This window comes from Cyclobacterium sp. SOCE241 (genome assembly GCF_056867545.1).
This window is the reverse complement of record NZ_CP149779.1, coordinates 1888550-1909546: the sequence shown is the minus strand read 5'-3', so window position 1 is coordinate 1909546 and position 20997 is coordinate 1888550. Positions and strand designations below refer to the sequence as shown.

The 20997-nt window shown below is 38.7% G+C and carries 25 protein-coding genes and 1 pseudogene; 19 read left to right on the top strand and 7 right to left on the bottom strand.

Going from position 1 to position 20997, the window contains the following annotated elements; translation table 11 throughout:
* Nucleotides 1-19 precede the first annotated feature (19 nt).
* The 9 genes from WG932_RS09340 (at nucleotide 20) to WG932_RS09300 (ending at nucleotide 4705) form a co-directional block, all read left to right on the top strand.
* The gene (locus WG932_RS09340) at nucleotides 20-238 is read left to right on the top strand and encodes a hypothetical protein (RefSeq protein WP_483087745.1); all 219 of its coding nucleotides are present in this window, start codon (nucleotides 20-22) and stop codon (nucleotides 236-238) included.
* Nucleotides 238-417, top strand: coding sequence for a hypothetical protein (locus WG932_RS09335; protein ID WP_483087744.1), 180 nt, complete (start codon nucleotides 238-240; stop codon nucleotides 415-417). Before WG932_RS09340 ends, WG932_RS09335 begins: the two co-directional genes overlap by 1 nt.
* Nucleotides 418-974: 557 nt before the next feature.
* Entirely contained in the window at nucleotides 975-1478 is a 504-nt protein-coding gene (locus tag WG932_RS09330; RefSeq protein ID WP_483087743.1) for a class I SAM-dependent methyltransferase, read from the top strand.
* Between the two features lie 323 nt (nucleotides 1479-1801).
* Nucleotides 1802-2107, top strand: a complete 306-nt coding sequence (locus tag WG932_RS09325) for a YdeI/OmpD-associated family protein (RefSeq protein WP_483087742.1) — start codon at nucleotides 1802-1804, stop codon at nucleotides 2105-2107.
* On the top strand, nucleotides 2101-2208 hold the full coding sequence (locus WG932_RS09320; protein ID WP_483087741.1) for a YdeI/OmpD-associated family protein: 108 nt from the start codon (nucleotides 2101-2103) through the stop codon (nucleotides 2206-2208). The genes WG932_RS09325 and WG932_RS09320 overlap by 7 nt, the downstream gene beginning before the upstream one ends.
* A 97-nt stretch (nucleotides 2209-2305) precedes the next feature.
* Nucleotides 2306-2671, top strand: a complete 366-nt coding sequence (locus WG932_RS09315; protein WP_014022913.1) for a DUF2200 domain-containing protein — start codon at nucleotides 2306-2308, stop codon at nucleotides 2669-2671.
* 90 nt (nucleotides 2672-2761) lie between these two features.
* Complete coding sequence (locus WG932_RS09310; RefSeq protein WP_483087740.1) at nucleotides 2762-3520, top strand: hypothetical protein; 759 nt, start codon at nucleotides 2762-2764, stop codon at nucleotides 3518-3520.
* 358 nt (nucleotides 3521-3878) lie between these two features.
* Entirely contained in the window at nucleotides 3879-4565 is a 687-nt protein-coding gene (locus WG932_RS09305; RefSeq protein ID WP_483087739.1) for a glycerophosphodiester phosphodiesterase family protein, read from the top strand.
* Nucleotides 4538-4705: a hypothetical protein gene (locus WG932_RS09300; protein ID WP_483087738.1), complete on the top strand. Its 168-nt coding sequence runs from the start codon at nucleotides 4538-4540 to the stop codon at nucleotides 4703-4705. Before WG932_RS09305 ends, WG932_RS09300 begins: the two co-directional genes overlap by 28 nt.
* Before the next feature lie 194 nt (nucleotides 4706-4899).
* Here the strand turns inward: WG932_RS09300 and WG932_RS09295 are convergent, their stop codons facing one another.
* Nucleotides 4900-5712: a helix-turn-helix domain-containing protein gene (locus WG932_RS09295; protein ID WP_483087737.1), complete on the bottom strand. Its 813-nt coding sequence runs from the start codon at nucleotides 5710-5712 to the stop codon at nucleotides 4900-4902.
* Between the two features lie 128 nt (nucleotides 5713-5840).
* Complete coding sequence (locus WG932_RS09290; protein ID WP_483087736.1) at nucleotides 5841-6572, bottom strand: ChaN family lipoprotein; 732 nt, start codon at nucleotides 6570-6572, stop codon at nucleotides 5841-5843.
* 345 nt (nucleotides 6573-6917) lie between these two features.
* Between WG932_RS09290 and WG932_RS09285 the strand changes: the two genes are divergently transcribed.
* The 4 genes from WG932_RS09285 to WG932_RS09270 all read left to right on the top strand — a co-directional run bounded on the left by WG932_RS09285 (nucleotide 6918) and on the right by WG932_RS09270 (nucleotide 8336).
* The gene (locus WG932_RS09285; protein WP_483087735.1) at nucleotides 6918-7190 is read left to right on the top strand and encodes a hypothetical protein; all 273 of its coding nucleotides are present in this window, start codon (nucleotides 6918-6920) and stop codon (nucleotides 7188-7190) included.
* Between the two features lies 1 nt (nucleotide 7191).
* Nucleotides 7192-7368, top strand: a complete 177-nt coding sequence (locus WG932_RS09280; protein WP_483087734.1) for a hypothetical protein — start codon at nucleotides 7192-7194, stop codon at nucleotides 7366-7368.
* A 126-nt stretch (nucleotides 7369-7494) separates the two neighbouring features.
* Entirely contained in the window at nucleotides 7495-7935 is a 441-nt protein-coding gene (locus WG932_RS09275; protein ID WP_483087733.1) for a hypothetical protein, read from the top strand.
* Nucleotides 7878-8336, top strand: a complete 459-nt coding sequence (locus WG932_RS09270; protein WP_483087732.1) for a hypothetical protein — start codon at nucleotides 7878-7880, stop codon at nucleotides 8334-8336. The genes WG932_RS09275 and WG932_RS09270 overlap by 58 nt, the downstream gene beginning before the upstream one ends.
* Before the next feature lie 6 nt (nucleotides 8337-8342).
* On the opposite strand, the pseudogene WG932_RS09265 reads toward WG932_RS09270, so the two are convergent.
* The 5 genes and pseudogenes from WG932_RS09265 to WG932_RS09245 all read right to left on the bottom strand — a co-directional run.
* A pseudogene (locus WG932_RS09265) lies at nucleotides 8343-8462 on the bottom strand (DUF5522 domain-containing protein); the annotation flags it as partial.
* 263 nt (nucleotides 8463-8725) lie between these two features.
* The gene (locus tag WG932_RS09260; RefSeq protein WP_014022905.1) at nucleotides 8726-10552 is read right to left on the bottom strand and encodes a RagB/SusD family nutrient uptake outer membrane protein; all 1827 of its coding nucleotides are present in this window, start codon (nucleotides 10550-10552) and stop codon (nucleotides 8726-8728) included.
* A 16-nt stretch (nucleotides 10553-10568) separates the two neighbouring features.
* Nucleotides 10569-12815: a SusC/RagA family TonB-linked outer membrane protein gene (locus WG932_RS09255; protein ID WP_483087731.1), complete on the bottom strand. Its 2247-nt coding sequence runs from the start codon at nucleotides 12813-12815 to the stop codon at nucleotides 10569-10571.
* A complete protein-coding gene (locus WG932_RS09250; RefSeq protein WP_483088610.1) occupies nucleotides 12743-13267 on the bottom strand; it encodes a TonB-dependent receptor plug domain-containing protein in 525 nt (174 codons plus the stop codon). Before WG932_RS09250 ends, WG932_RS09255 begins: the two co-directional genes overlap by 73 nt.
* 38 nt (nucleotides 13268-13305) lie before the next feature.
* A complete protein-coding gene (locus tag WG932_RS09245; RefSeq protein ID WP_483087730.1) occupies nucleotides 13306-13671 on the bottom strand; it encodes a carboxypeptidase-like regulatory domain-containing protein in 366 nt (121 codons plus the stop codon).
* Nucleotides 13672-14391: 720 nt separating this feature from the next.
* Between WG932_RS09245 and WG932_RS09240 the strand changes: the two genes are divergently transcribed.
* From WG932_RS09240 to WG932_RS09215, 6 genes are all read left to right on the top strand, one after another.
* Nucleotides 14392-15021, top strand: a complete 630-nt coding sequence (locus tag WG932_RS09240; RefSeq protein WP_149394528.1) for a hypothetical protein — start codon at nucleotides 14392-14394, stop codon at nucleotides 15019-15021.
* A gap of 63 nt (nucleotides 15022-15084) precedes the next feature.
* Nucleotides 15085-15336 (top strand): heavy metal translocating P-type ATPase metal-binding domain-containing protein, encoded by a 252-nt coding sequence (locus WG932_RS09235; protein ID WP_483087729.1) that lies wholly within the window; start codon nucleotides 15085-15087, stop codon nucleotides 15334-15336.
* Entirely contained in the window at nucleotides 15318-17537 is a 2220-nt protein-coding gene (locus WG932_RS09230) for a heavy metal translocating P-type ATPase (protein ID WP_483087728.1), read from the top strand. The genes WG932_RS09235 and WG932_RS09230 overlap by 19 nt, the downstream gene beginning before the upstream one ends.
* Nucleotides 17528-19843 carry a cytochrome-c oxidase, cbb3-type subunit I gene (ccoN, locus tag WG932_RS09225; protein WP_483087727.1) on the top strand — a complete coding sequence of 772 codons (2316 nt, stop codon included), beginning with the start codon at nucleotides 17528-17530 and terminating at the stop codon, nucleotides 19841-19843. The genes WG932_RS09230 and ccoN overlap by 10 nt, the downstream gene beginning before the upstream one ends.
* 34 nt (nucleotides 19844-19877) lie before the next feature.
* Nucleotides 19878-20045, top strand: a complete 168-nt coding sequence (locus tag WG932_RS09220; RefSeq protein WP_483087726.1) for a cbb3-type cytochrome c oxidase subunit 3 — start codon at nucleotides 19878-19880, stop codon at nucleotides 20043-20045.
* Nucleotides 20032-20958, top strand: coding sequence for a cbb3-type cytochrome c oxidase N-terminal domain-containing protein (locus WG932_RS09215; RefSeq protein WP_041934850.1), 927 nt, complete (start codon nucleotides 20032-20034; stop codon nucleotides 20956-20958). The genes WG932_RS09220 and WG932_RS09215 overlap by 14 nt, the downstream gene beginning before the upstream one ends.
* Nucleotides 20959-20997: the final 39 nt, after the last annotated feature.

Here is a 20997-nt window from a genome sequence, read left to right as displayed (position 1 = left end):
TATTTTACGAGATGAGATTATGGAAAAACAAATTGAAGATGAAATTAATTTGATTTTGGCTGAATATTATGAAAATGGCATGATCCCCTTTCATCAAAGTATTTCCGATATTAGAGATAAAGCCATTACCCGCGCCAAAATTTTAGGCTTAATTAAGTGTAAGAATAAGAACGCTTATGAACTTTCAATAGAAGGACTAAAAGTGCTTGACTTTGATGGGGAGTTCGAGAATACCTAATGAATATTAAAACAAAAGAGAAGGAAGAGGATTTGATAAGAGATCTGTCTATTAAAGATTTAAAAGGTAATATCTTCCAATTTAAATTGGCTTGGCTATTCTTTCTTTTGAATGCGATTGTCTCATTTATTGTAGGTAATTTCGAATTGGTTTCAAAATGGTTTGAATTGATTCGATAGAGTTGAAACTTTTGTAGATTCAGAATTACTTATATTCAAAGCTCCGAAGGAGTTTTACCTTTGCAGCATAAGATTCAGGTGTTTATATCTCAGCTCCCTAGGAGCGGCACATTAAATTAAACGATATGGCGAATACCTACACTCAAATTTTAATACAATAGGTTTTTGCAGTAAGGAACCAAAAATCGTTAATTAGGTTTCAGGTTTCAGAAGACCCATACATTTTTAAATGGTTGGAACGAGATGCCGCTCCTCCGGAGCTCCTGATTATAGGTGGTACAATTGGCTACAAAAATATTGCTCCGCTGGAGCATCGTGATTTTCCTTTATTAATTTTTCCCTTTCTTAAAAAAATAAAATTGTTCATGAACCGATTGGTAAGTTATTAATCTATTTTAAAGCTCCGAAGGAGTTTTACCTTTGTAGCATAAGGTTCAGGTATTTATATCATCAGCTCCTTAGGAGCGACACATTAAATTAAACGATATAGGAAATGCCAATTGTAAAATTTATAAATTGAAAAGCAATGCCATGAATTATGGTGAGAATGTAAAACCATGACGGAATTTTGGGAAGAGAACTTTAAAGACAAGCAAGCCATGTGGGGGTTCAGCCCTGCAGATACTGCTTTTGAAACTGTGGAACTATTTAAAAGGCAAGGACTGAAAAAAATCCTTGTTCCCGGCTTTGGCTATGGGAGGAATGCGAAGCCTTTTATGGATGAGGGCTTTGAGGTGACAGGAATAGAAATTTCTGAAACTGCAATTGCTATCGCCAGAAGGGAATATGGAAACCAAATAAAGGTGCACCTCGGAACGGTAAGCGACATGCCTTTTGACAAGGAAACTTACGATGGGATCTTTTGCTATGCATTAATTCATTTGCTTGATAAGAAATATCGCGCGAAACTAATTGCGGATTGTTACAAGCAGCTTAACGAAGGTGGTTTAATGGTTTTTGTGGCGATCTCTACCGATGACCATTCTTTTGGGAAAGGAGCGATAATTGACAAGAACCGATTTTTGACACCTCATGGTGTTGAATTGTTTTTTATAACTTAGACGCTGTAAAGGATGAATTTGGAGACTTTGGTTTACAAGATTCAGAGAAAATAATTGAACCTTCGAATAGTATAAAAGGTAAGCCGGGGCAAATATTTTGGAAGATTGTATGCAAGAAAATTGCAAATAGTTAAAAGAATGAATTAAAACAATGGCTAAAGTTGTAATAGAAGATTTCTGTCCATTAGACAAAGACGAGTGGGGCGATTGGTTAGCTCGCAATCACAATACAGCAAAGGGTATCTGGCTTATTATTTATAAAAAAGTTCATCACGGCCGAATTTGACCTGGAGTGAATCGGTGGATGAGGCTTTGCGATTTGGTTGGATAGACAGCCTGAAAAAACCATTGACAATGAAAAATACAGACAATATTTTTGTAAAAGAAAAGCAAACAGTATTTGGTCGAAAACAAATAAAGATAAAATTGAAGCACTATTAAAAGATGGACGGATGGCAGAAGCAGGGATAAAGGCTGTTGAAATTGCCAAAAAGAATGGTTCATGGGCCAGGTTAGATGCTGCGGAATCATTGGAAGTACCTTTGGATTTAGCTAAGGAATTCAAGAAGTTTCCGGAGTCAAGAGACTTTTTGATAGTCAAAGTATATCATTTAGGAAAAGTTTGTTAATATGGATTGCAATGGCCAAGCGACCTGCTACCAGAGAAAAGCGAGTACAAGAGATTGCTGAATGTGCAGCCCAAGAGTTAAAACCTATAGCATTTCGATAGCTATTCAATCTCGTTTTGAAGCTTTGCCAATGGTATATCATCTTGAACAATTTAAAAGCAGGAATATCTTTCACAAAACCATAAATCCCAAAATTCTATGAAAGACACAAGTCACCACGATGAGCGGTTTGCTACAATGACATTCGCCTCCGTCTATCCACACTATGTTACAAAAATAGAGAGGAAGGGAAGAACAAAAAAAGAATTACATCAGGTAATTGAATGGTTAACAGGATTTAATGAGAAGGAACTTCAAGAGCTTATTACAAACCAAGCTACTTTTGATCATTTTTTTCAGAAAGCCAAACTAAATCCCAATGCTGGCAAGATTAAAGGAGTGATTTGTGGCTATCGTGTGGAGGAGATCACAAACCCTTTGACCCAGCAAGTAAGGTGGTTGGATAAGCTTGTAGATGAATTGGCTAAAGGGAAAAAGATGGAAAAAATTTTGCGAGAAAGTTAGGCTAAAACGGTGGAATTGATAAGGTATAGATGAGCGAATCTTGGCTGGATTTAACTAGCATTTTTGTCTTAAGGCATAAAATCTTTTAATTTGTCACCTAAGACTCCATATTATGAGGCATCTATTTCTGCTAATATCTTTATTCTTTTTCTTTCCTGCTCTGATGAAGAAGAGCCTTCTCAGCCGGTTGTATATAATGGTGATCTGGAAGTCAGGTCCCTCTCTGACCTTAAGAATATTGCTGAAAAAGGATATTCTACGATAAATGGTGTTTTGGCTATCCATTATACCAGTAATGTGGAAGATTTATCATTGCTGAAGAATCTCCAACAAGTTTCCGGACTAATTATCCGTTACAATGATGGTCTCCAATCTTTAAAAGGATTAGAGAATATTGAGGAGGTGGGTTTTCTTGAAATAGAAAGTAACCTCGAGTTGAAGGAATTGACTGGATTGGATAACTTGAGTTCGGTTACAAAAATTCTTTCCATCAAAGACAATGATCAATTGGGTTCCTTGGCCGGTTTAAAAGCATTGACTTCCTTAAAAGAGCAGTTTGTATTATTTGATAACAGGTCTTTATCCAACCTCCATGGTTTGGAGCAATTGCAGGAAGCCCAACAAATACTGATAACAAATAATATCAACCTAGCAAGCTTAAAAGGCTTAGAGAACTTAAATAAATCTAGGGATATAAGGATTTATTCTAACGACTCACTCATTGATTTTTGTGCCTTGGCAAATTTTATTGAAAAGAAAGATAAGACTGATACCTATGTTGCGCATTTGAATGCTTTTAACCCTACGCTAGCCGATTTTGAGAACAATAACTGCGTTTGGATTCCCTAAAAATCGGAAGCTGCTCTTCTTATTTTTACACGGATTATGTAATAGGGTTTCTCCACCCAGACAATAGTCAGGGGTGAAGCCGGTCCCGTGTTTACAGGAAATGTTGTAATCGCAAGAAAATCAGGTTGTTTGGAGATTTTAGCATAGCACCGCTATAGTGAAATTGAAAGCAGCAACGAAGTGGCCGATTTTAAAGCGATTTCAGCAGATAACAGATTGTCTATTGCATATTTCGGGTTTAACATTCAGTTGATTTAAATTTAACAAAGCACAGGGGGTAATTTCTATAATCTTAATGGCCTTCTTCAACTTTTGAAAGTATAGCTTAGTGATACTTTACACAAGAATTATACAGCAAATGCATTTAATAACAAAAAGAATTTTAGCACCATTATTTTTCCTTTTTCTGTTTGTCCAATTTGGTCAGGCGCAAGTCGATGAAATCAAGGAAAAGTTTCTTAAAACTGAAGAATTGATGGTAATTGCTCACCGGGCGGCCAATCAAAATTTCCCTGAAAATAGTATTGTTGCCATAGAAGAAGCTATCCGTATGGGAGTAGATATTATTGAGCTTGACATTAGAGTGACTGCTGATGGTGTAGTGGTTTTGATGCATGATCAAACAGTAGATAGAACAACAACCGGTACCGGAGATATTGAAACTTTGGATTATAGCTACTTACAAACGTTAAATTTACTTCATAAAGGAGAAGCTACCCTTGAGAAAATCCCAACCCTAGAAGAAGCACTAAAAGTTACCAAAGGACAAATCATGGTGGATATGGATATGAAAACGGATAAAGTTGAAGAGGTGTTGGAGGTGGTTAAAGCCATGGATGTTGTTGATGAATTGTTATTTTTCGATTCAGACTGGGATGTATTGGCGGCATTTCAAACAAAGCTTCCGGATGCTTTTATAATGCCAAGAACCTACAAAACAAAAGAGATAAAAAAGCGGTTAAGAAATTTAACCCTAGGGCTGTGCATATTGACCCAAGTTTTTATACCCCTAAAACAGTGGCAAAAGCTAAGAAGTATGGTGTAAGGCTTTGGATTAATGCTCTTGGAGATGTGGACAGGGAAATGCTAACCAATCCTGACCAAGAATGGGCCCGAGAATGGCTTAATAAAGGTGCTACCATGGTGCAGACTGATGTGCCAAGCTTCTGGACAAAGTTGAAGTAAAATAGCCAGAGAAATTTAAAGGTGTGACAGTTGGCGCTGTCACACTTGTTTTTTAGAAAGCCAAAGCTTAAGTTTGTTTTAAGCCGTTTGAACGGTTTCGGTACTTTATGAATGAATGGCTTTACTTTTTATCTGCTTTTATCGGATTAGCGATCATTGGTAATTGTATTTGATCGTTTTTGAGTGAGATTGTATCACTGTGCTTGTTGATTTTTTATCTTGTCAAAGGCATTGTATAATACAATTAGCAGGAGAATTTCACTAATTGCGAGGGTTACCAAACCGACCAACGCCAAAACTACCGAAATAAATAACAAGCCCGTGAAAGTGGCAGCAATCCCTGCCCCAATTGCCAAGTTGCCAAATTCGTTTTTGTACTTAAAAAGTCCAAATCCAAAAATCGTGTAAATACTTCCGAAGGTTATGGCTTGTGCTGCCATTAGCGGCAATGGATCTGTATCAATGTTGTAAAACATGTAGAGGTCAACTGCAATGCAAACCACAATTGCTGCGATGGCAAGTAAGGAAGCCGGTTTAATCCAACTGTTTTTCCAAATAAGCCCCATTTGATAAAATCCAAGCATAAATAGTGAATAGAATACCATTATGCTTAATTTAAGCATCGTGTACTTCCATGGTGAAAGATTTATTACCTGAGAAGTGCTTAACTGATAGTCCATAAAAGCTTCCCAAAAGGCCAATATGAAATAGATCAATCCACCAAGGAATGCAAAGAGAAACCATTGTGCTGCATTCTTAGAGGGGAGAGGAGGAGCACTTGTTTGTATTTGATCGAAGTCTATGTCCAACGCTGCAAAGATGGATCGAATAGTGTGTGACCTAGGTGTTACTTCACCTGCTTCGATGCGTTGGATTGTGCGCACATTGATATTGCAACGGGCAACCAAATCTTCCTGAGTTAGTCCATTCGCTTTTCTTAATTCAAGGATTTTCCTTCCTAATTCCGGTTGTTGCATGAGATATTCTTCGTTTGGTTTCCTTTGCAAGATCTGCTAAAAAATATTAAATCAGCCTGTATCTGCGGTGAATTTAACCCGACATTTACCCGACACTTGATCTATTTTATGACCAATGGTTTTAATCCTTTGCTTTTCCCAGAAATCAATCTTTGGTTTTATTTCGGATTTAGTTGTTTCGTGAGGATGATAAAATCAGCAAGCTCCATTTCTTTGGGTACTTTTTCATCATTAACAAAGCATGAAATTGTTTTTACCCTTAATCTCGGTTTCATTCTTTTTAACTCAGCAACGGTTCCTAATCTCTCATCACTATGGAATCTACCGGTGAGGTGTAGTATTTTTGTTTTTTTATCTTTCCGCCAATTTTTGAAGATGCTTTCCGCCATGGTAGCATCCCGGAGTAATTGAGCATGAAAAACCGATGGTCCCATTCTATGTGTGTGAGCCCCCATGGCCTTATTAAACTTGAGCAGGTAAGGGTCTTCAGGTTCAGGAGTTTTAATTTTTGCAAACAAGTGGCGGGCCTTTCGCTGGAGTTGGTTTAAAGAGGCCAGTCCTTTTCTGCTTACCATGTTTGCATACCGGCCGGGAACATTGGCTGCAATCACCTGCTGTTTCTTTTCTTTGGCCAAATTTACCAATGGAGCATAAGCTGAGTAGTTGCTCCAAACTTTGCCTTCCTCTAGAAGCTTCTTTTCTGTTATCAAACCTTCGAGGTATTCATCCATTACAAGCTGCACATCCCTCTCAAACATTTCCATGCTAAGGGTGATGGAGCTGTTCTTTTCTAGCAAGCCTTTGTACAATTCGTATTGCAGCACATGACCAACGCTGTCATTATGTTCTTCGCCAAAGATTATCACCTCTGCATCAGTTAGTTTGTCCACTAAAGAAGCCAGAGAGAGCGTATCCCCTGTTTCGGTTTCAATAATTGAATAGGATTCTTTTTTAGCGGGAAATGTGAAAGGTTCACCTGCAAAAGAATAAATAAGAGGGAAGTGATAGAAAAATACATTTAAAGGAAGTTTAGTAGGTTAAATTATAAAAAATTAGATGTTTTTCAAATAAGGAATGTCAGGAGGTTTCTATTACAAAACATTACGATTCTTTGATTCTATTCCTCTATATGAATGAATCCTTTGTTTTTATTAGGAGAAACAACAACATTCCTAAATCTAATTCCGTCTAGTTTTTAATATTTACACAAAATTTAACATTTAAACTATTTTAAAATGATCAAAAAGAGCATGTTCACCCTATTGGTAATGGTAGGGTTAATTTATATGGAAGCTAAAGCTCAACAAGAGTTTAAAATCGTTACAGTGGTAGAATCTATTGTGCCAATGGGAATTGGAAGGTCCCGTATTATTGACAGCCAGACTGATAATAATTATGAAGAATATACCACGGATAGAACGGATGGTAAAAAAGTAATCAGAAAGAAATTAAAAGGTCAGATATTAAGGTGGATGAATTGGAGGAAACGAAATTACTCAATTTTTTAGTATGACCGGAATTAACTTCCAGAACATCGCATCAAATGATGCAGTCATCGCTTCAAAAATTAATGCCATGTTGGCAAAAGGCTGGAAACTAACATATGTAGCAAGTGGAGTGGAGAGCAATGCAGGAGCAGATGATGGGAAGGGGATTTACATTACCCGCTTGTTTTTTTCTAGGTAGTGTTGATTAATATTGAATAAGAGTAAATGTTGAAATGGTTCATCCTTTGCTCTTATTCATTGGTGTATGGCAGATTTAGAATAATTTATTTTTAGAAATCAGTCCATAATTGTACATTTAAAACTGATGACTAATAAACCTTTTACACACCAAATAAAAGCGTTAGATCCCGTTGAACATTGCGAGAAAATTTGTTTTCTCCTTACTTTTCATTGTTTTCCTTGGGACATGGAGAAGGCGCTTGAATTTGCCTTGTTTAGAACTTTTGCAGTTCCTTCTGTTTCTCGTTTACTTGTTGCAACAGGTGAATTTATTAAACATACGCGGAAGAGGTATGATGATACTGAGTTGCTCCTGTATGAGATCCTTGAAAATGGCATGGATAGCGACCGAGGGACAAAGGCAATTGGGCGTATAAACAATATGCATGGTAGGTATAAAATAGCCAATAGAGATTACCTGTATGTGCTTTCTACTTTTATTTTTGAGCCAATACGTTGGATGGATAAATGGGGGGGAGACCTTTTTCTGCTGCAGAAAAAGAAGCCATTCTTAATAATTACCTAAGGTTGGGGGAGCGGTTGCACATAACCGACATGCCTAAGAATCTCACAGATTTCGAGGCTTTTAATTTAGCCTATGAGCAAGAACACTTTAAGTTTCATAAAGCAAATGCATTGGTAGGTAACAAAACACGTGACCTTTTGCTTGGATTCTATTTGCCTAGCTGGTTATTTTCTTTGGGAAGGCCGGTAGCTTTGTGTTTGATGGATGCTCCCCTTAGAAAAGCAATGGGGTATAATAAACCGGCTGACTGGCTAATTAAAACGGTACAGCAAACAATGGTCATTCGTAGTAAATTATTAAAATGGCTTCCGGAAAGAAATAGGCCCTTGTTAGGAACAGGGCGCAAACGAAAGACTTATCCAACAGGTTATGCTGTGGAGGAGCTGGGAACCTTTAAATAAGTTGAATTAATTTTCTTTCTGCTGTCTTTTAGGATAAGGACAATGCCTGCAATTGTTACCACAGCAATTGCCTCTTTGCAAATGATAATCTTCGGTGAAAACCATAAGACCGCTTTCATAATAATAATGGAAGCCTTCTTTTCATAAATGGGGAGGTGGTAGTTTGTTTTCTTTTTTCAATTTGGATGATGCTGATAGTCAGGTTTATATAATTAATGGTAATTAATTTTTGTTGAAATTCACTTTGTCAAATTCGTGGAAAATAATTTATTTTCTATACAAATATAGGGCGTAAAGGTGAAGCATTAGTTATTTGCTCCCTCTTTACGCCCCAAACTTTTATTTTCCTTTAGCTTAAGCCAAGGTAATCGCATTAAGATTCATAATCTTCAATAACCCGGATTTTGTAACAATTGCGGAGCTCTGTTTAGTTCGTCTTGTTCTATGGGTACCCAATAGAGTTTTTCCGAAAAGTTCCTTTTAGGTGCTGCAGATATTTTCCTCCAAGTTGTGGTAATGACCCCATCTTCTGTGACCTCTTTGATGTCTACCCCATAAAGGTCAGGAGCAAAATTTTCTTCCAACAGTTTCCACCTTCGGATATCATACCAGCCTACATTTTCAGAAAAGAACTCTATCTTACGTTCATACATTAAGGCTTCCATAATGTCACCGGTAAAATCAGGTAATGCTACCCTATTTCTTACCATGTTGATATAGGTTGTAGCCGTTTCTGTATCTCCTAGTTCCAGTGAAGCTTCTGCATAATTCAAGAGAATTTCTGGATAACGGATCCATACAAAGATATTTTCGTTGGCCATGTCTCTGCCTATGATCTCATCATCCATGAATTTTTTCATCACATATCCGGTATAATTTCCATTGGAAGGAGAAATTGGACCTTGTCTGGTATCCAATCCGAATCGCTCGCTTACGACAACACCGTTTTCAATTACTGTTCTTGTTCTTCTTTCATAGATCCCAAGGGGGTCAATTTGTGCTAAATCTTCAAACCTGGGTTGGAAAACTGCACTGTCATATAGGATACTTCCATAGAATCTAGGCTCTCTATGCTTGTATGGGTTTTCATCTGTAAAGTCCGATGACACATTGATGTATTCATCGTTCGCATTGAAGTTAAAGTGCTCGAAGAAATCAGTGCCATCAGCCATTTGGTAGCTGTCTACAAAATTTCCATAAGGGGCATTGTTTCCATGGCAAGATAAACCGTTTAGGCCATTTCTTAAGTTGGTATTGATCCTGGGACCATCATCTGCTCTGTGCATTTTTCCCCAAATAACTTCAGGGCTAGACAAATCTCTGGCTTTAAATAAAGCAAAATAATTATAAGCTGCAGCCTCCTGATCAGGAGCCCCAAAATCTTCTAAAGAAACTGTTCCCAAGTCTATTAAATCTTTTGCAGCATCTCTGGCAGCAATCCATAGTGCTTGTCTGTTTGGGTTTTCATAACCAACATATTTATTTGCTGCAGTTCCATCTGCCGTTAAATCACTAGCGGCAAATAAAAGCATTCTGGACTTGAGTGCCATTGCGGTTTCCTTGGTCGCTCTGCCCATTTCCATTTCACTTTTGAGCAACAGTAAATCGGCTGCGGTATCGCAGTCCTTAACAATAAAGGCTATGGTTTCTTCAAAGGAACTACGCAAGTAACCGGAAAAGTCTTCGCCTAATTCAGCAGGGGTGTCCAATAAAGGAACCCCGCCATAGGACCTACAAATATCGCTGTAAAATACAGCCCTGAGAAATGTAGCTTCACCTTTTAGAATGTCGACTTCGGCCTGAATATTGGCCCTTTCAGATTCAGGATAAGCTTCAGGTAGGGCATCAATCTGACTAAGAAACAAATTAAGCTTATGAATATTGGCATAATGCTGCCAAGTTAGATGTCCCCTGTCAATGCCCGGGTTCCCAGCGCTTATTGTTCCTCGTCCATAATCTGTAAGCTGTGCTCCTTTTGTCATGGTGGTTTCCCCTACAAACAGGCCGGTTTGGTAACCATGGCTTCGCTGGTTCCATCCATATTCCACGCTGTTGTATAGATCGTTAAGGTAGTATTTCACCAGATTGATATCCGACCAAACTACTGGGTCTGAATAACTGTCCAGGGGCGATCTGTCCAGTAAGTCATCGTTGCAGGAGAAGCATCCAAACAACAAGGCTACAAATAGTGTCAGTTTATTAATATATCTTTTCATAACGTATTTTTTTCAATTAAAAGGAGATTTGAGCACCAACAGAAATCACCCGCATAATAGGGTAGGCTCCCATTCCACTTACTTCGGGGTCCATGATATCATTTCCCGAATAAATTAACCATAGGTTTTGCCCGGAGGTATAAACTTTGGCTGACTCAATACCTACCATGTCAAGGACTGGTCTTGGTACGTTATAGGTGATTTGTAGATTTTTTAATCTGGCATAGGAAACATTGGCATAGTTATAATCCGTGATTTGGTCATTTCTCCAATACTCTTCTAGCCATTGGTAGGCCCGAGGTTTTGTAGCATCGATATTTTCCGGTGTCCACCTGTCTTCTGCATCATATTGAAAATAATTGCCGGCAGTACCGGAACGCAAGTCATCATAGATTGCACGAATGGCGTTGCCATGACCTTGCACAAGGGCTGTTAACTCCCAGTTTTTATAAGAAAAATTAAGGTTCAGGCCAAAGGTGATTTCAGGGGTGGTCGTTAAAGGAAATAACTGTCGGTCATCAGTGGTGATTTCACCATCATTGTCATAATCTTCTATAATAATGTCTCCGGGCCGAGCCCCTGCAATGTGTGGCATTGAATTTACCTGCTCCTCGTCTCGAAAAATTCCGATAGACTTGTAAAGGAGTAATGCTCCTTGGGGATGCCCTGTTCTCACTTGCCAAGGAACGGGACGTTCCGGTTCATCCGACTCTATGATTCTGTTTCTTGCAAAGGCAAAGTTACCAGAAACACCATAACCAATATCCCCTTTTTGATCATCGTAGCTCATGACTACTTCAACTCCGTAATTGTCTACAATGCCAAAGTTTTCGTCAGGTAACGAGAAACCTACAAACCGAGGAATGGAAACATCTCTCTGCACTAAAATATCACTTCTTCTTTCGTAGAAAAAATCTGCGTCAAAGCCTAATTTGGTGTCAAATAATAAGGACTCCCAGCCTAAGTTGAAAATACTTGCTTTTTCCCAAGTTATATTAGGATTGGGAATCCCTTGTTGTCTCAAACCGGGGAGATAAGTTTTACTGTCACCCAAGGCTAGTCCTTGGACAAATCCGTAGCTGGCCAAATACTGGAAAGGTGAAACCAGATCATTACCCATTTGACCCCAGCTGGCTTTTAATTTGAATTGATCGATTAGGCCCAAATTATTTTTCCACCAATCATATTCTGATGGTCTCCAGCCTGCCAAAACTGAGGGGAAATTACCCCAACGTCCCGCTTCTTTTGAGAAATTCACTGATCCATCTCTTCTAAAACTAAATTGGAACAAATAGATCTCTTTGAAATTGTAGCTAATTCTGCCAAAATAGTTTTGTCTGGCCCCAAAACTTACCGATCCGGCATTGTCCTTTTCTGCATCACCCCCTGCAAAGAGGTAAGGAAGTTGATCAGATACAAAATACCTCCGGTATGCATTAAAATTTTCTTGAAAACCTTCATTTTGCTCATAGGCCATAAAGCCATCTATATTATGAACATCATTCAAGGTTTTGGTATAATCTATTTTAAAATTAAAAGTACTGGTTTTCGAATAATTCGAATAATCTGTTAGCCTAGGCTCCGGTGGGCCTTTTTGACTACCGATGATAAATTCTGAACCATCTTCAACTCCGGTATTGCCGGCGGCCAAATAGGCTTCTTCATTCATACTGTACAAGGTGAAAGGCTTTTGAAACAATTTTCTCTTTTGAAAATAAAGGTCATAGGCAAAATAACTACTGGCCGACAACCCTTCAACCCATGGGATCCTAAGATTTGCTGAGAAGATATTATTGCTTCTAAACCTTTTGTCATCATCAAACCCGGTTTGATCTGATGCCATAACCATAGGCTGATAACCAAACTCAATATCAGGACCCGGTAAACCATTTGGATAAACGGCATGATTGGTTGGATACATCCTTCGAATTGTCTGGAACATACTGGAAGTAGACATACCTGAATACATTCTGTTTTCCTGAATACCGGATATATCAACTCCCAAATCCAGGTATTCATTGATTTTGAAATCAACATTTGCCCTTAGATTGTACCTTTTGTAGGAGGTGTTAGAGTTGGTGTAAATACCATCATCTGACTGGGTACCAAAGGAGGTGAAATAACTCACTTTTTCTCCGCCACCTGTTACAGATAAATTGTGGTGGTTCGTATTACTGAAATCCCTTAAGGCTACTTCGTTCCAATCGGTATTGGGATGGGTCCACGGGTAAGCTCCTGATCTGTATTTTTCGATGTCTTCCATAGAAAAAGCATGTTGGATTCATCTACTCCCCGGTATGACTGGTTTTCTCGAATCATGGTAGCATATGTGGCTGCATCTGCCATCTCCGGTAACTTTGTTGGAGATAACCATCCTTTATAAAAACCATAGGTTATCCGAGTAGGGGTGTCTTTGCTTCCTCTTTTTGTGGTTACTAATATTACTCCATTGGCAGCTCTGGCACCGTAGATGCCTGCGGATGCATCTTTTAGTACCGTTATGCTTTCAATGTCATTTGGGTGAAGGGAGTTAAGGTCTCTGCCTATTATGCCATCTATTACTACTAAAGGGGAGTTATTGCCTAAGGTAGCATTACCTCTAATTCGTATGTTGGCCTGGTCTTTCCCGGGTTCCCCACTACTTTGCATGAAAATACCGCCCGGAAGGCGACCTGCAAGTGCATTGGAGACCGCGCCAACAGGAGCGGCAGAAATTTCCTCGGCACCAACAGTAGTGACAGAACCGATAACATTTACTTTTTCTGAGTACCGTACCCGACGACAACCACTTCATTTAAGGATGAAATACTTTCTTCCAATGCCACATTCACGATACTTTGATCACCTATCTCAATAGATTTTGAATTGAAACCAATGAAAGAGAAAACCAATGTGGACGCTTCAGGTACTGAGATGGTATAATTGCCATCGATATCGGTGGCTGTGCCTATACTGGTGCCAGGAACTGACACGGTTACCCCTGGAATAGGTTCTCCACTTTTATCGGTAACCTTACCAGAAATGGTTACATCTACAACAAGCACGGTTTTGGTTGCTGAAAATTCTGTTTTGGCTTCCACGGGACTGACTGGCCCCAATGGCAGCACCAATGGGAGCATACAATAAAGGGGTAGCCAATAATACTTAAAGGGTTTTCTTTTTTCATACTGTTGAAAGGGTTAAATATAAGTGAACGGATTATGATTTTATTATAATTTGGTCAAAGTGTGAAATTTTGCTTGTGAGTTTTATTGTTCGACTTGTGGAAAAGTAAATTTGGACCTTTACCGTCAAAATAAAATACGGTTCATGCTTCAGGAGGTCAATATAATATTTATAAAACATAAAACTTATATTATTTTAAAAAGTAATTAAAAAAAACTAAAAATCTTTAATATTTTATATTAATATAAAATTTATGTAAATGTTCCTATTATTAATATAGGGTAGATGATAAAAATTTTGCTAGATAATGTTTTTTTTAAGGTTTCGCTTAATATTTAGCTTTAAATTCTACTTGAAGGCTTTTTCCAATTGATGGGGTCTTGAGATTGCCTCAGGCTATTGAATGTTGGGCTATTGGTACAGATCATATTAGAGCAATCACAAACTCTGGTTTTTAAAAAAAGTATTTTTTATCGGTTCATGGATCTCATTTGTCTATTGCTTCACTACTAATTGTAGGTAAAAAGAATTTGTCTTCCTTAGATAGTGAGGCAATTGGTTTTACTGTTTGCCTACCAAACTTTTCAGAACATGACTTTTATCATGTTTATACCTTCTTATAGTCAAGTTCGCTTTGGTAGCTGGGGATTAGCTTTGTAGAAAATAAAAGGAATATGCAAGCCAAGCTAGATACACAATTTTCCTTCCCAAGTGAATTAATCACTTCCTATCAGGAAATACCTTTGCCTGAAGGGTTTAATCTTAATTTGGGGATTGAGTCAGATAATAAAGGGTTGCAAATAAATGCTAATCCGGTACTTTATACTGCCCATCTGCCTAGAATCCTTGATTGGCTGCATGGTTTGGATCAACCAAGTCCTTTAGAAAAAGAACCCTGTGATATTCCGGTGTTATTGTTTGATAAAGAATTGTCTTTTGATAGGCTCCTATTTCATTATGATGGGACACCCGCATCAACGAAAATTATCAAACATTTTCTCCACTTGTTTTCAGAAAACTTAAGGGATAGTAAAGCAACTATAATTTCACCAGCTTTCATCCCTAAGTCAAAATTGAAGGAGGAGCAAGAAATTATTCAAGACGTGGCTAACTATACTGCTGAAACCTCATTTATTAAGTTCAATTTCAATAGGATAGGAGATTTTTGGTCTTACGCAGTCAAGCACCAGAAAACACTATTAGTAACCACCAAAAATAATCAGTCTGACTTGGCAAAAGTGCTTTTTCACTTTTATAAAGGAGGGCTGTGGTACGATAAATTGTCATTCTATTTGGCTTTATGATTTATTGTTTTTAATGATATTCATCATGTTTTTAGTTAAATTAAAGGATTAACTTGTCCGAAAATGCAAGAGATGCCAATTAAAACAGAGAAATCCAAAATTATCAGTTGTTATCACTGCGGTGAACACTGTGAGGATGAGTTATTTGTTCGTAACGAAAAGAATTTTTGTTGCACAGGTTGTCTCACTGTATATGAGGTTTTGAATGACAATAATCTTTGTGATTATTACGATATAGAAGTTACCCCGGCACCAATCAGAAAAAGCAAGAAATTAGAGACAATAGATTTGATTATTTGGATGATGAGGATGTAATCAACAAACTGATTGATTTTAAGGATGATGAACAAACCCATGTCACTTTTACAATGCCCATGATCCATTGTGCATCTTGTATATGGCTTCTCGAAAACTTATACAAACTTGATCCGGGAGTTTCATATTCTAGGGTAGATTTCATTAAAAAGAAAGTTCAAATTAAATTTTCATCCAAAGAGACCAGTTTAAAGTCAATAGTTAAATTACTTTCTCGTATAGGTTATGAACCTAGGATTAACCTTTCCGATTTAGGAGAGGAAAGAGGTCTGAAAAGCGATAAAAAACTAATTTACCAATTGGCAGTAGCCGGATTCTGTTTTGGTAACATGATGTTTTTTAGTTTGCCGGAATACTTTTCTGAGACAGAATTGTTGGGCAATGGTTTCAATCATCTTTTCAATTATTTGAATATTATATTGGCGCTTCCAGTTGTATTTTACTCTGCAACAGATTATTTCCGCTCTGCTTGGTTGGCCGTCAGAAATCGTTCTGTTAATATGGATGTACCCATTGCATTGGGGATCATAAGTTTATTTACTTATAGTCTGTTCGAGATTTTTGTTTCTGGGCAAGAAGGTTATTTGGATACCCTCGGGGGATTATTATTTTTCCTATTGGTGGGTAAATATTACCAACAAAAAACATTTGATACCCTTTCCTTTGATCGAGATTACAAAGCTTATTTTCCTATAGCGATTACCAAAATGGTTAAGGGGCTTGAAGTGGTAATTCCTTTAACCAAATTAAATGTAGGTGATATTGTTAAAGTAAGAAACGAAGAGCTGGTGCCTGCCGATAGCATTTTGCTAGATACAGAAGCTTCAATTGATTACAGTTTTGTAACCGGTGAAGAAATACCTGTACCTGTGAAAAAAGGGGAGCTAATATATGCAGGAGGTAGGCAGAAAGGTGGAGCTATCATGCTTGCCGTGCAAAAATCCCCTTCTCAGGGCTATTTAACCGATCTATGGAATCATGATGCATTCTCGAAAGAAGAACAAAAAGATTCTTTGGCCTCTTTGGCTAACCGAATAAGTGGGAAATTTACTTTCACTGTACTTTTTATAGCATTTGGAGCATTGATTTACTGGAGTTTTAGTGATGTTTCCATTGGTGTAAGGGCTTTTACCTCTGTTTTAATTATTACTTGTCCATGTGCTTTGGCCATGTCTACACCATTTACATTAGGCAATGTGATGCGAATTTTCGGTAAGGGTGGGTTTTACCTGAAGAATACTCAAGTAATAGAAAAAATTGCTGGAATAGACAGTCTTGTATTTGATAAGACGGGTACCCTTACAGCTCCATCTAAGGCAAAAGTTAATTACCAAGGTGAAAATCTTACAGAGGAATCAAAGCGAATGATTAAAGCTTTAGTGAACTACTCTGTGCATCCGCTAAGCAACAGTATCAATCAGTGGATTGGAAACCTTGATCCGGTGATTTTAAATGATGTGGAGGAAATCCCGGGAAAAGGATTGCAAGCTAAGTATAAGTCCAAGACTATAAGTTTAGGCTCTGCATTATTTTTAGGTGTGGGGTCTATTGATAATGCTAGTATGAAAGGCAATGAGGTGCATTTGGTGATTGATGGGATGCATTGGGGTGTTTTCCGAATTGCCAGTAGTGTTCGGGATGGGGTAGAGAAAATGGTTCCTGATTTAACAAATTCCTTTGAAGTCCATTTACTTTCCGGAGATCATAATCATGAAGAGCAATATTTGAACAAAGTATTGGGAGAGAAAGTCTCAATGCATTTTCAGCAATCTCCTAAGAGTAAATTGGCACACATCCGAAACATGCAAGATAAAGGCAAACATGTTTTGATGGTAGGTGATGGACTCAATGATGCAGGGGCACTAAAGGCAAGCGAGGTTGGGGTTGCCGTTACAGATAACATCTCTCATTTCAGTCCTGCGAGTGATGCAATCCTTGATGGAGAAAAGCTGAGTTATTTGCCACAGTATCTAGATTTCGCTAAAACGGGACGGAAGATTATCAAAGCCAGCTTTGGTTTGAGTTTTACCTACAATGCGGTAGGAATCTTTTTCGCAGTTCAGGGATTGGTGAGTCCGGTTTTATGCGCTGTGTTGATGCCTGCAAGCAGTATTTCTGTGGTTTTGTTTACAACAATTGCCACCAATTTTGAAGCGTACAGAAAAGGATTAAATGATAAGGAGATGATTCTATGGAAGTGATATTTGTTCTGATAGGTATAAGTTTGATCATGGCAGGAGGCTTTTTATGGCTTTTTTTCAAAGCGATGAAAGGTGGCCAGTTTGATGACCAACATACCCCGGCAATCAGAATACTATTTGACCAAAAAACGAAAAGTAAAGCGAATAAAAAACCACCTAAAAAAAGAAGTGATATGTCAGGAACGACACTTGAAAAGTTTAGTTACGATAACAAGATCGTAAAATTCTTCGGCGCAGCCACCATGATATGGGGCTTGGCCGGAATGCTGATAGGCTTGCTTGCTGCCACCCAGCTATTCTTGCCCGAAGCAAATTTAGGCAATCCGTATACGACCTTTGGGCGAATAAGGCCCCTTCATACGAATGCGGTAATCTTTGCCTTTGTAGGTAATGCCATTTTTGCCGGCGTTTATTATTCCATGCCTCGTTTGCTAAAGGCTCCTATGTGGAATAAAACCCTAAGTTGGATCCACTTTTGGGGATGGCAAGCCATTATCCTTTCTGCAGTAATTACACTCCCATTGGGATTAACTTCATCCAAGGAGTATGCAGAGCTAGAATGGCCGATAGATATTGCCATTGCCGTAATTTGGGTGGCATTTGGTGCCAATATGATTGGTACATTGATCAAGCGACGTGAAAAACACATGTATGTAGCCATTTGGTTTTATCTGGCTTCATTTGTAACTGTAGCAGTGCTGCATATTTTTAACTCACTTGCTTTACCGGTATCTTTCATGAAAAGTTATTCGGCTTATGCCGGTGTGCAAGATGCATTGGTGCAATGGTGGTATGGACACAATGCCGTAGCATTTTTCTTAACCACACCTTTTCTGGGTTTAATGTACTATTACCTGCCGAAAGCTGCCAATAGACCGGTTTTTTCTTACAAACTATCTATAGTTCACTTCTGGTCCCTAATTTTCCTTTATATATGGGCCGGTCCTCATCACCTATTGTATACCGCATTGCCCGAATGGGCTCAGGTTTTAGGTGTTGCATTTTCTATCATGCTATTAGCTCCAAGTTGGGGTGGTATGGTTAATGGCCTGCTTACGCTTAGAGGGGCATGGGATAAGGTTAGAGTGGATCCGGTCTTGAAGTTTATGGTAGTAGCCGTTACGGCTTATGGTATGGCTACTTTTGAAGGTCCTTTGCTATCTATTAAAAGTGTAAATGCCATTGCGCACTATACTGATTGGATTGTTGCTCACGTGCATATTGGTGGATTGGGATGGAATGGATTTCTAACTTTCTCCATGTTGTATTGGTTATGGCCAAGAATGTGGAGAACCAAACTATTCTCAGTTAAATTGGCCAATACCCACTTCTGGTTGGGAACTTTGGGGATATTGTTTTATGCTTTGCCAATGTATGTAGCAGCACTTACCCAAAGTTTAATGTGGAAAGAATTTGCAGATACAGGTCGTTTGGCCTATCCTAACTTCTTGGAAACCGTTATTCAGATTGTACCCATGTACATGTTGCGGGCCTTCGGTGGCTTACTTTACCTAAGTGGTGCCATATTGATGGTATACAATTTGATCAAAACTGCTGCTGTAGGATCTTTCTTGGAAGAAGAGGAAGATGAGGCTCCGGCATTGGCCAAACATGTGGAAGAAAAGAACGAATTTTGGCACAGAGCCTGGGAAAGAAAACCTGTCTTTTTTACCATATTGGCCACAGTAGCCATCCTTATAGGTGGTGTTGTTGAGATAATCCCCACCATATTGGTGAAGTCTAATGTGCCTACCATCAGTAGTGTAGCACCTTATACCCCGCTGGAATTGCAAGGAAGAGATTTGTATATTTCCAATGGCTGTGTGGGTTGTCACTCTCAAATGATCCGACCATTTAGGTTTGAAACTGAGCGTTATGGGGAATACTCCAAAGCAGGTGAATATGTTTATGATCGACCATTTTTATGGGGGTCTAAACGTACCGGTCCGGATTTACATAGGGTCGGAGGAAAATACCCGGACAGTTGGCACTATCACCACATGGTAGATCCAAGAAGCATGTCGCCGGGATCCTTGATGCCACCATATCCATGGATGACTACTAATATTATGGATCATAGCAATATTGGTGCGAAAATCCGGACCATGCAGAAATTGGGCGTTCCTTATGAGGAAGGCTATGATGAGAGGGCTTTGCAGGACCTTCAAAGCCAGGCCCAGAAAATTGCAGGAAATTTAAAGGAATCAGGAATCGAAGTTTTACCGGATACAGAAATTGTAGCATTGATTGCTTATCTGCAGCGATTAGGAACTGATATTAAAAAAGGTGGATCCGGAAACGAATAAACTAGAAAGAAATGAAAAAAATATTTTAAGCTCAATGGAGAATATTGAGATCTACCCAATCATTTCCTTATTGATATTTGTAATTTTCTTTATCGGAATGTTTTGGTGGGTCTTAAAAGTAGATAAAACTTATGTGGACCACATGAAAGAAATGCCACTCAATGATGAACCTCAAAACGATAAGTCGAATGAAAAACTTTAAACTGATTGGAGTCACCCTGATGTGTTTGTTGATGGCAGTGCCCGGCTTTGCGCAAGAAGCAGAATCTAGCTTTTTGGCTCAAATGCAACAGATGGATAGCAATACCATGCTATTACTAGCCATAATTACCATCGTACTGCTTGTCATTGTTATCATTGTGGGCGTGATGGTTTATATGTTGTCTTTCCTAATGACAATCTTGAGAAAAGAAAACCCTGCCTTGGCAGCTGAGCCTTCCTGGTGGGAGTCATTCAAGACGAAATATGTGGTGGGTAAAATGAAGCCAATAGCTGAAGAAAAAGATATACAGCTTGACCATAGTTACGATGGTATTGTGGAATTAGACAATTTCATGCCCCCATGGTTAAAATATGTGTTTTACCTGACCATTTTTTCTGCGGTAGTTTATTTTTTGAATTATACCGTATTGGGTATAGGGAAAACACAAATTGAAGAATATGAGGCATCTCTGGAGGAGGCGGCTCTAGAGGCGGAGGCTCGAGGTGCCATGATGCTAACTTCCATTGATGAGACCAATGTAGAATTGGATACTTCTACGCCTACTCTGGAAGCCGGAAAAGAATTATTTACCGGCAACTGTGCGGCTTGTCATGCAATGGATGGTGGAGGTGGTGTAGGGCCTAATCTAACCGATGAGTACTGGTTGCATGGAGGAGATATAAAAAGTGTCTTTACTGTGGTCAAATATGGAGTAGTAGAAAAAGGGATGATTCCATGGCAAGATCAATTAAGCCCTGAGCAAATGCAGCAGGTTTCAAGTTATATTTTGTCCCTTCAAGGAACTTCTCCTGCCAATCCAAAAGATCCTCAAGGAGAAAAATATGAACCCACTATCGAAGAACCGGTAGATGCTTTGGGTGAGGAAGAACTGGGTGTAGAACCTGTAGAATAAAGCCAAAAGGTCGGGTTTGAGGCTTTCAGACCCGACCTC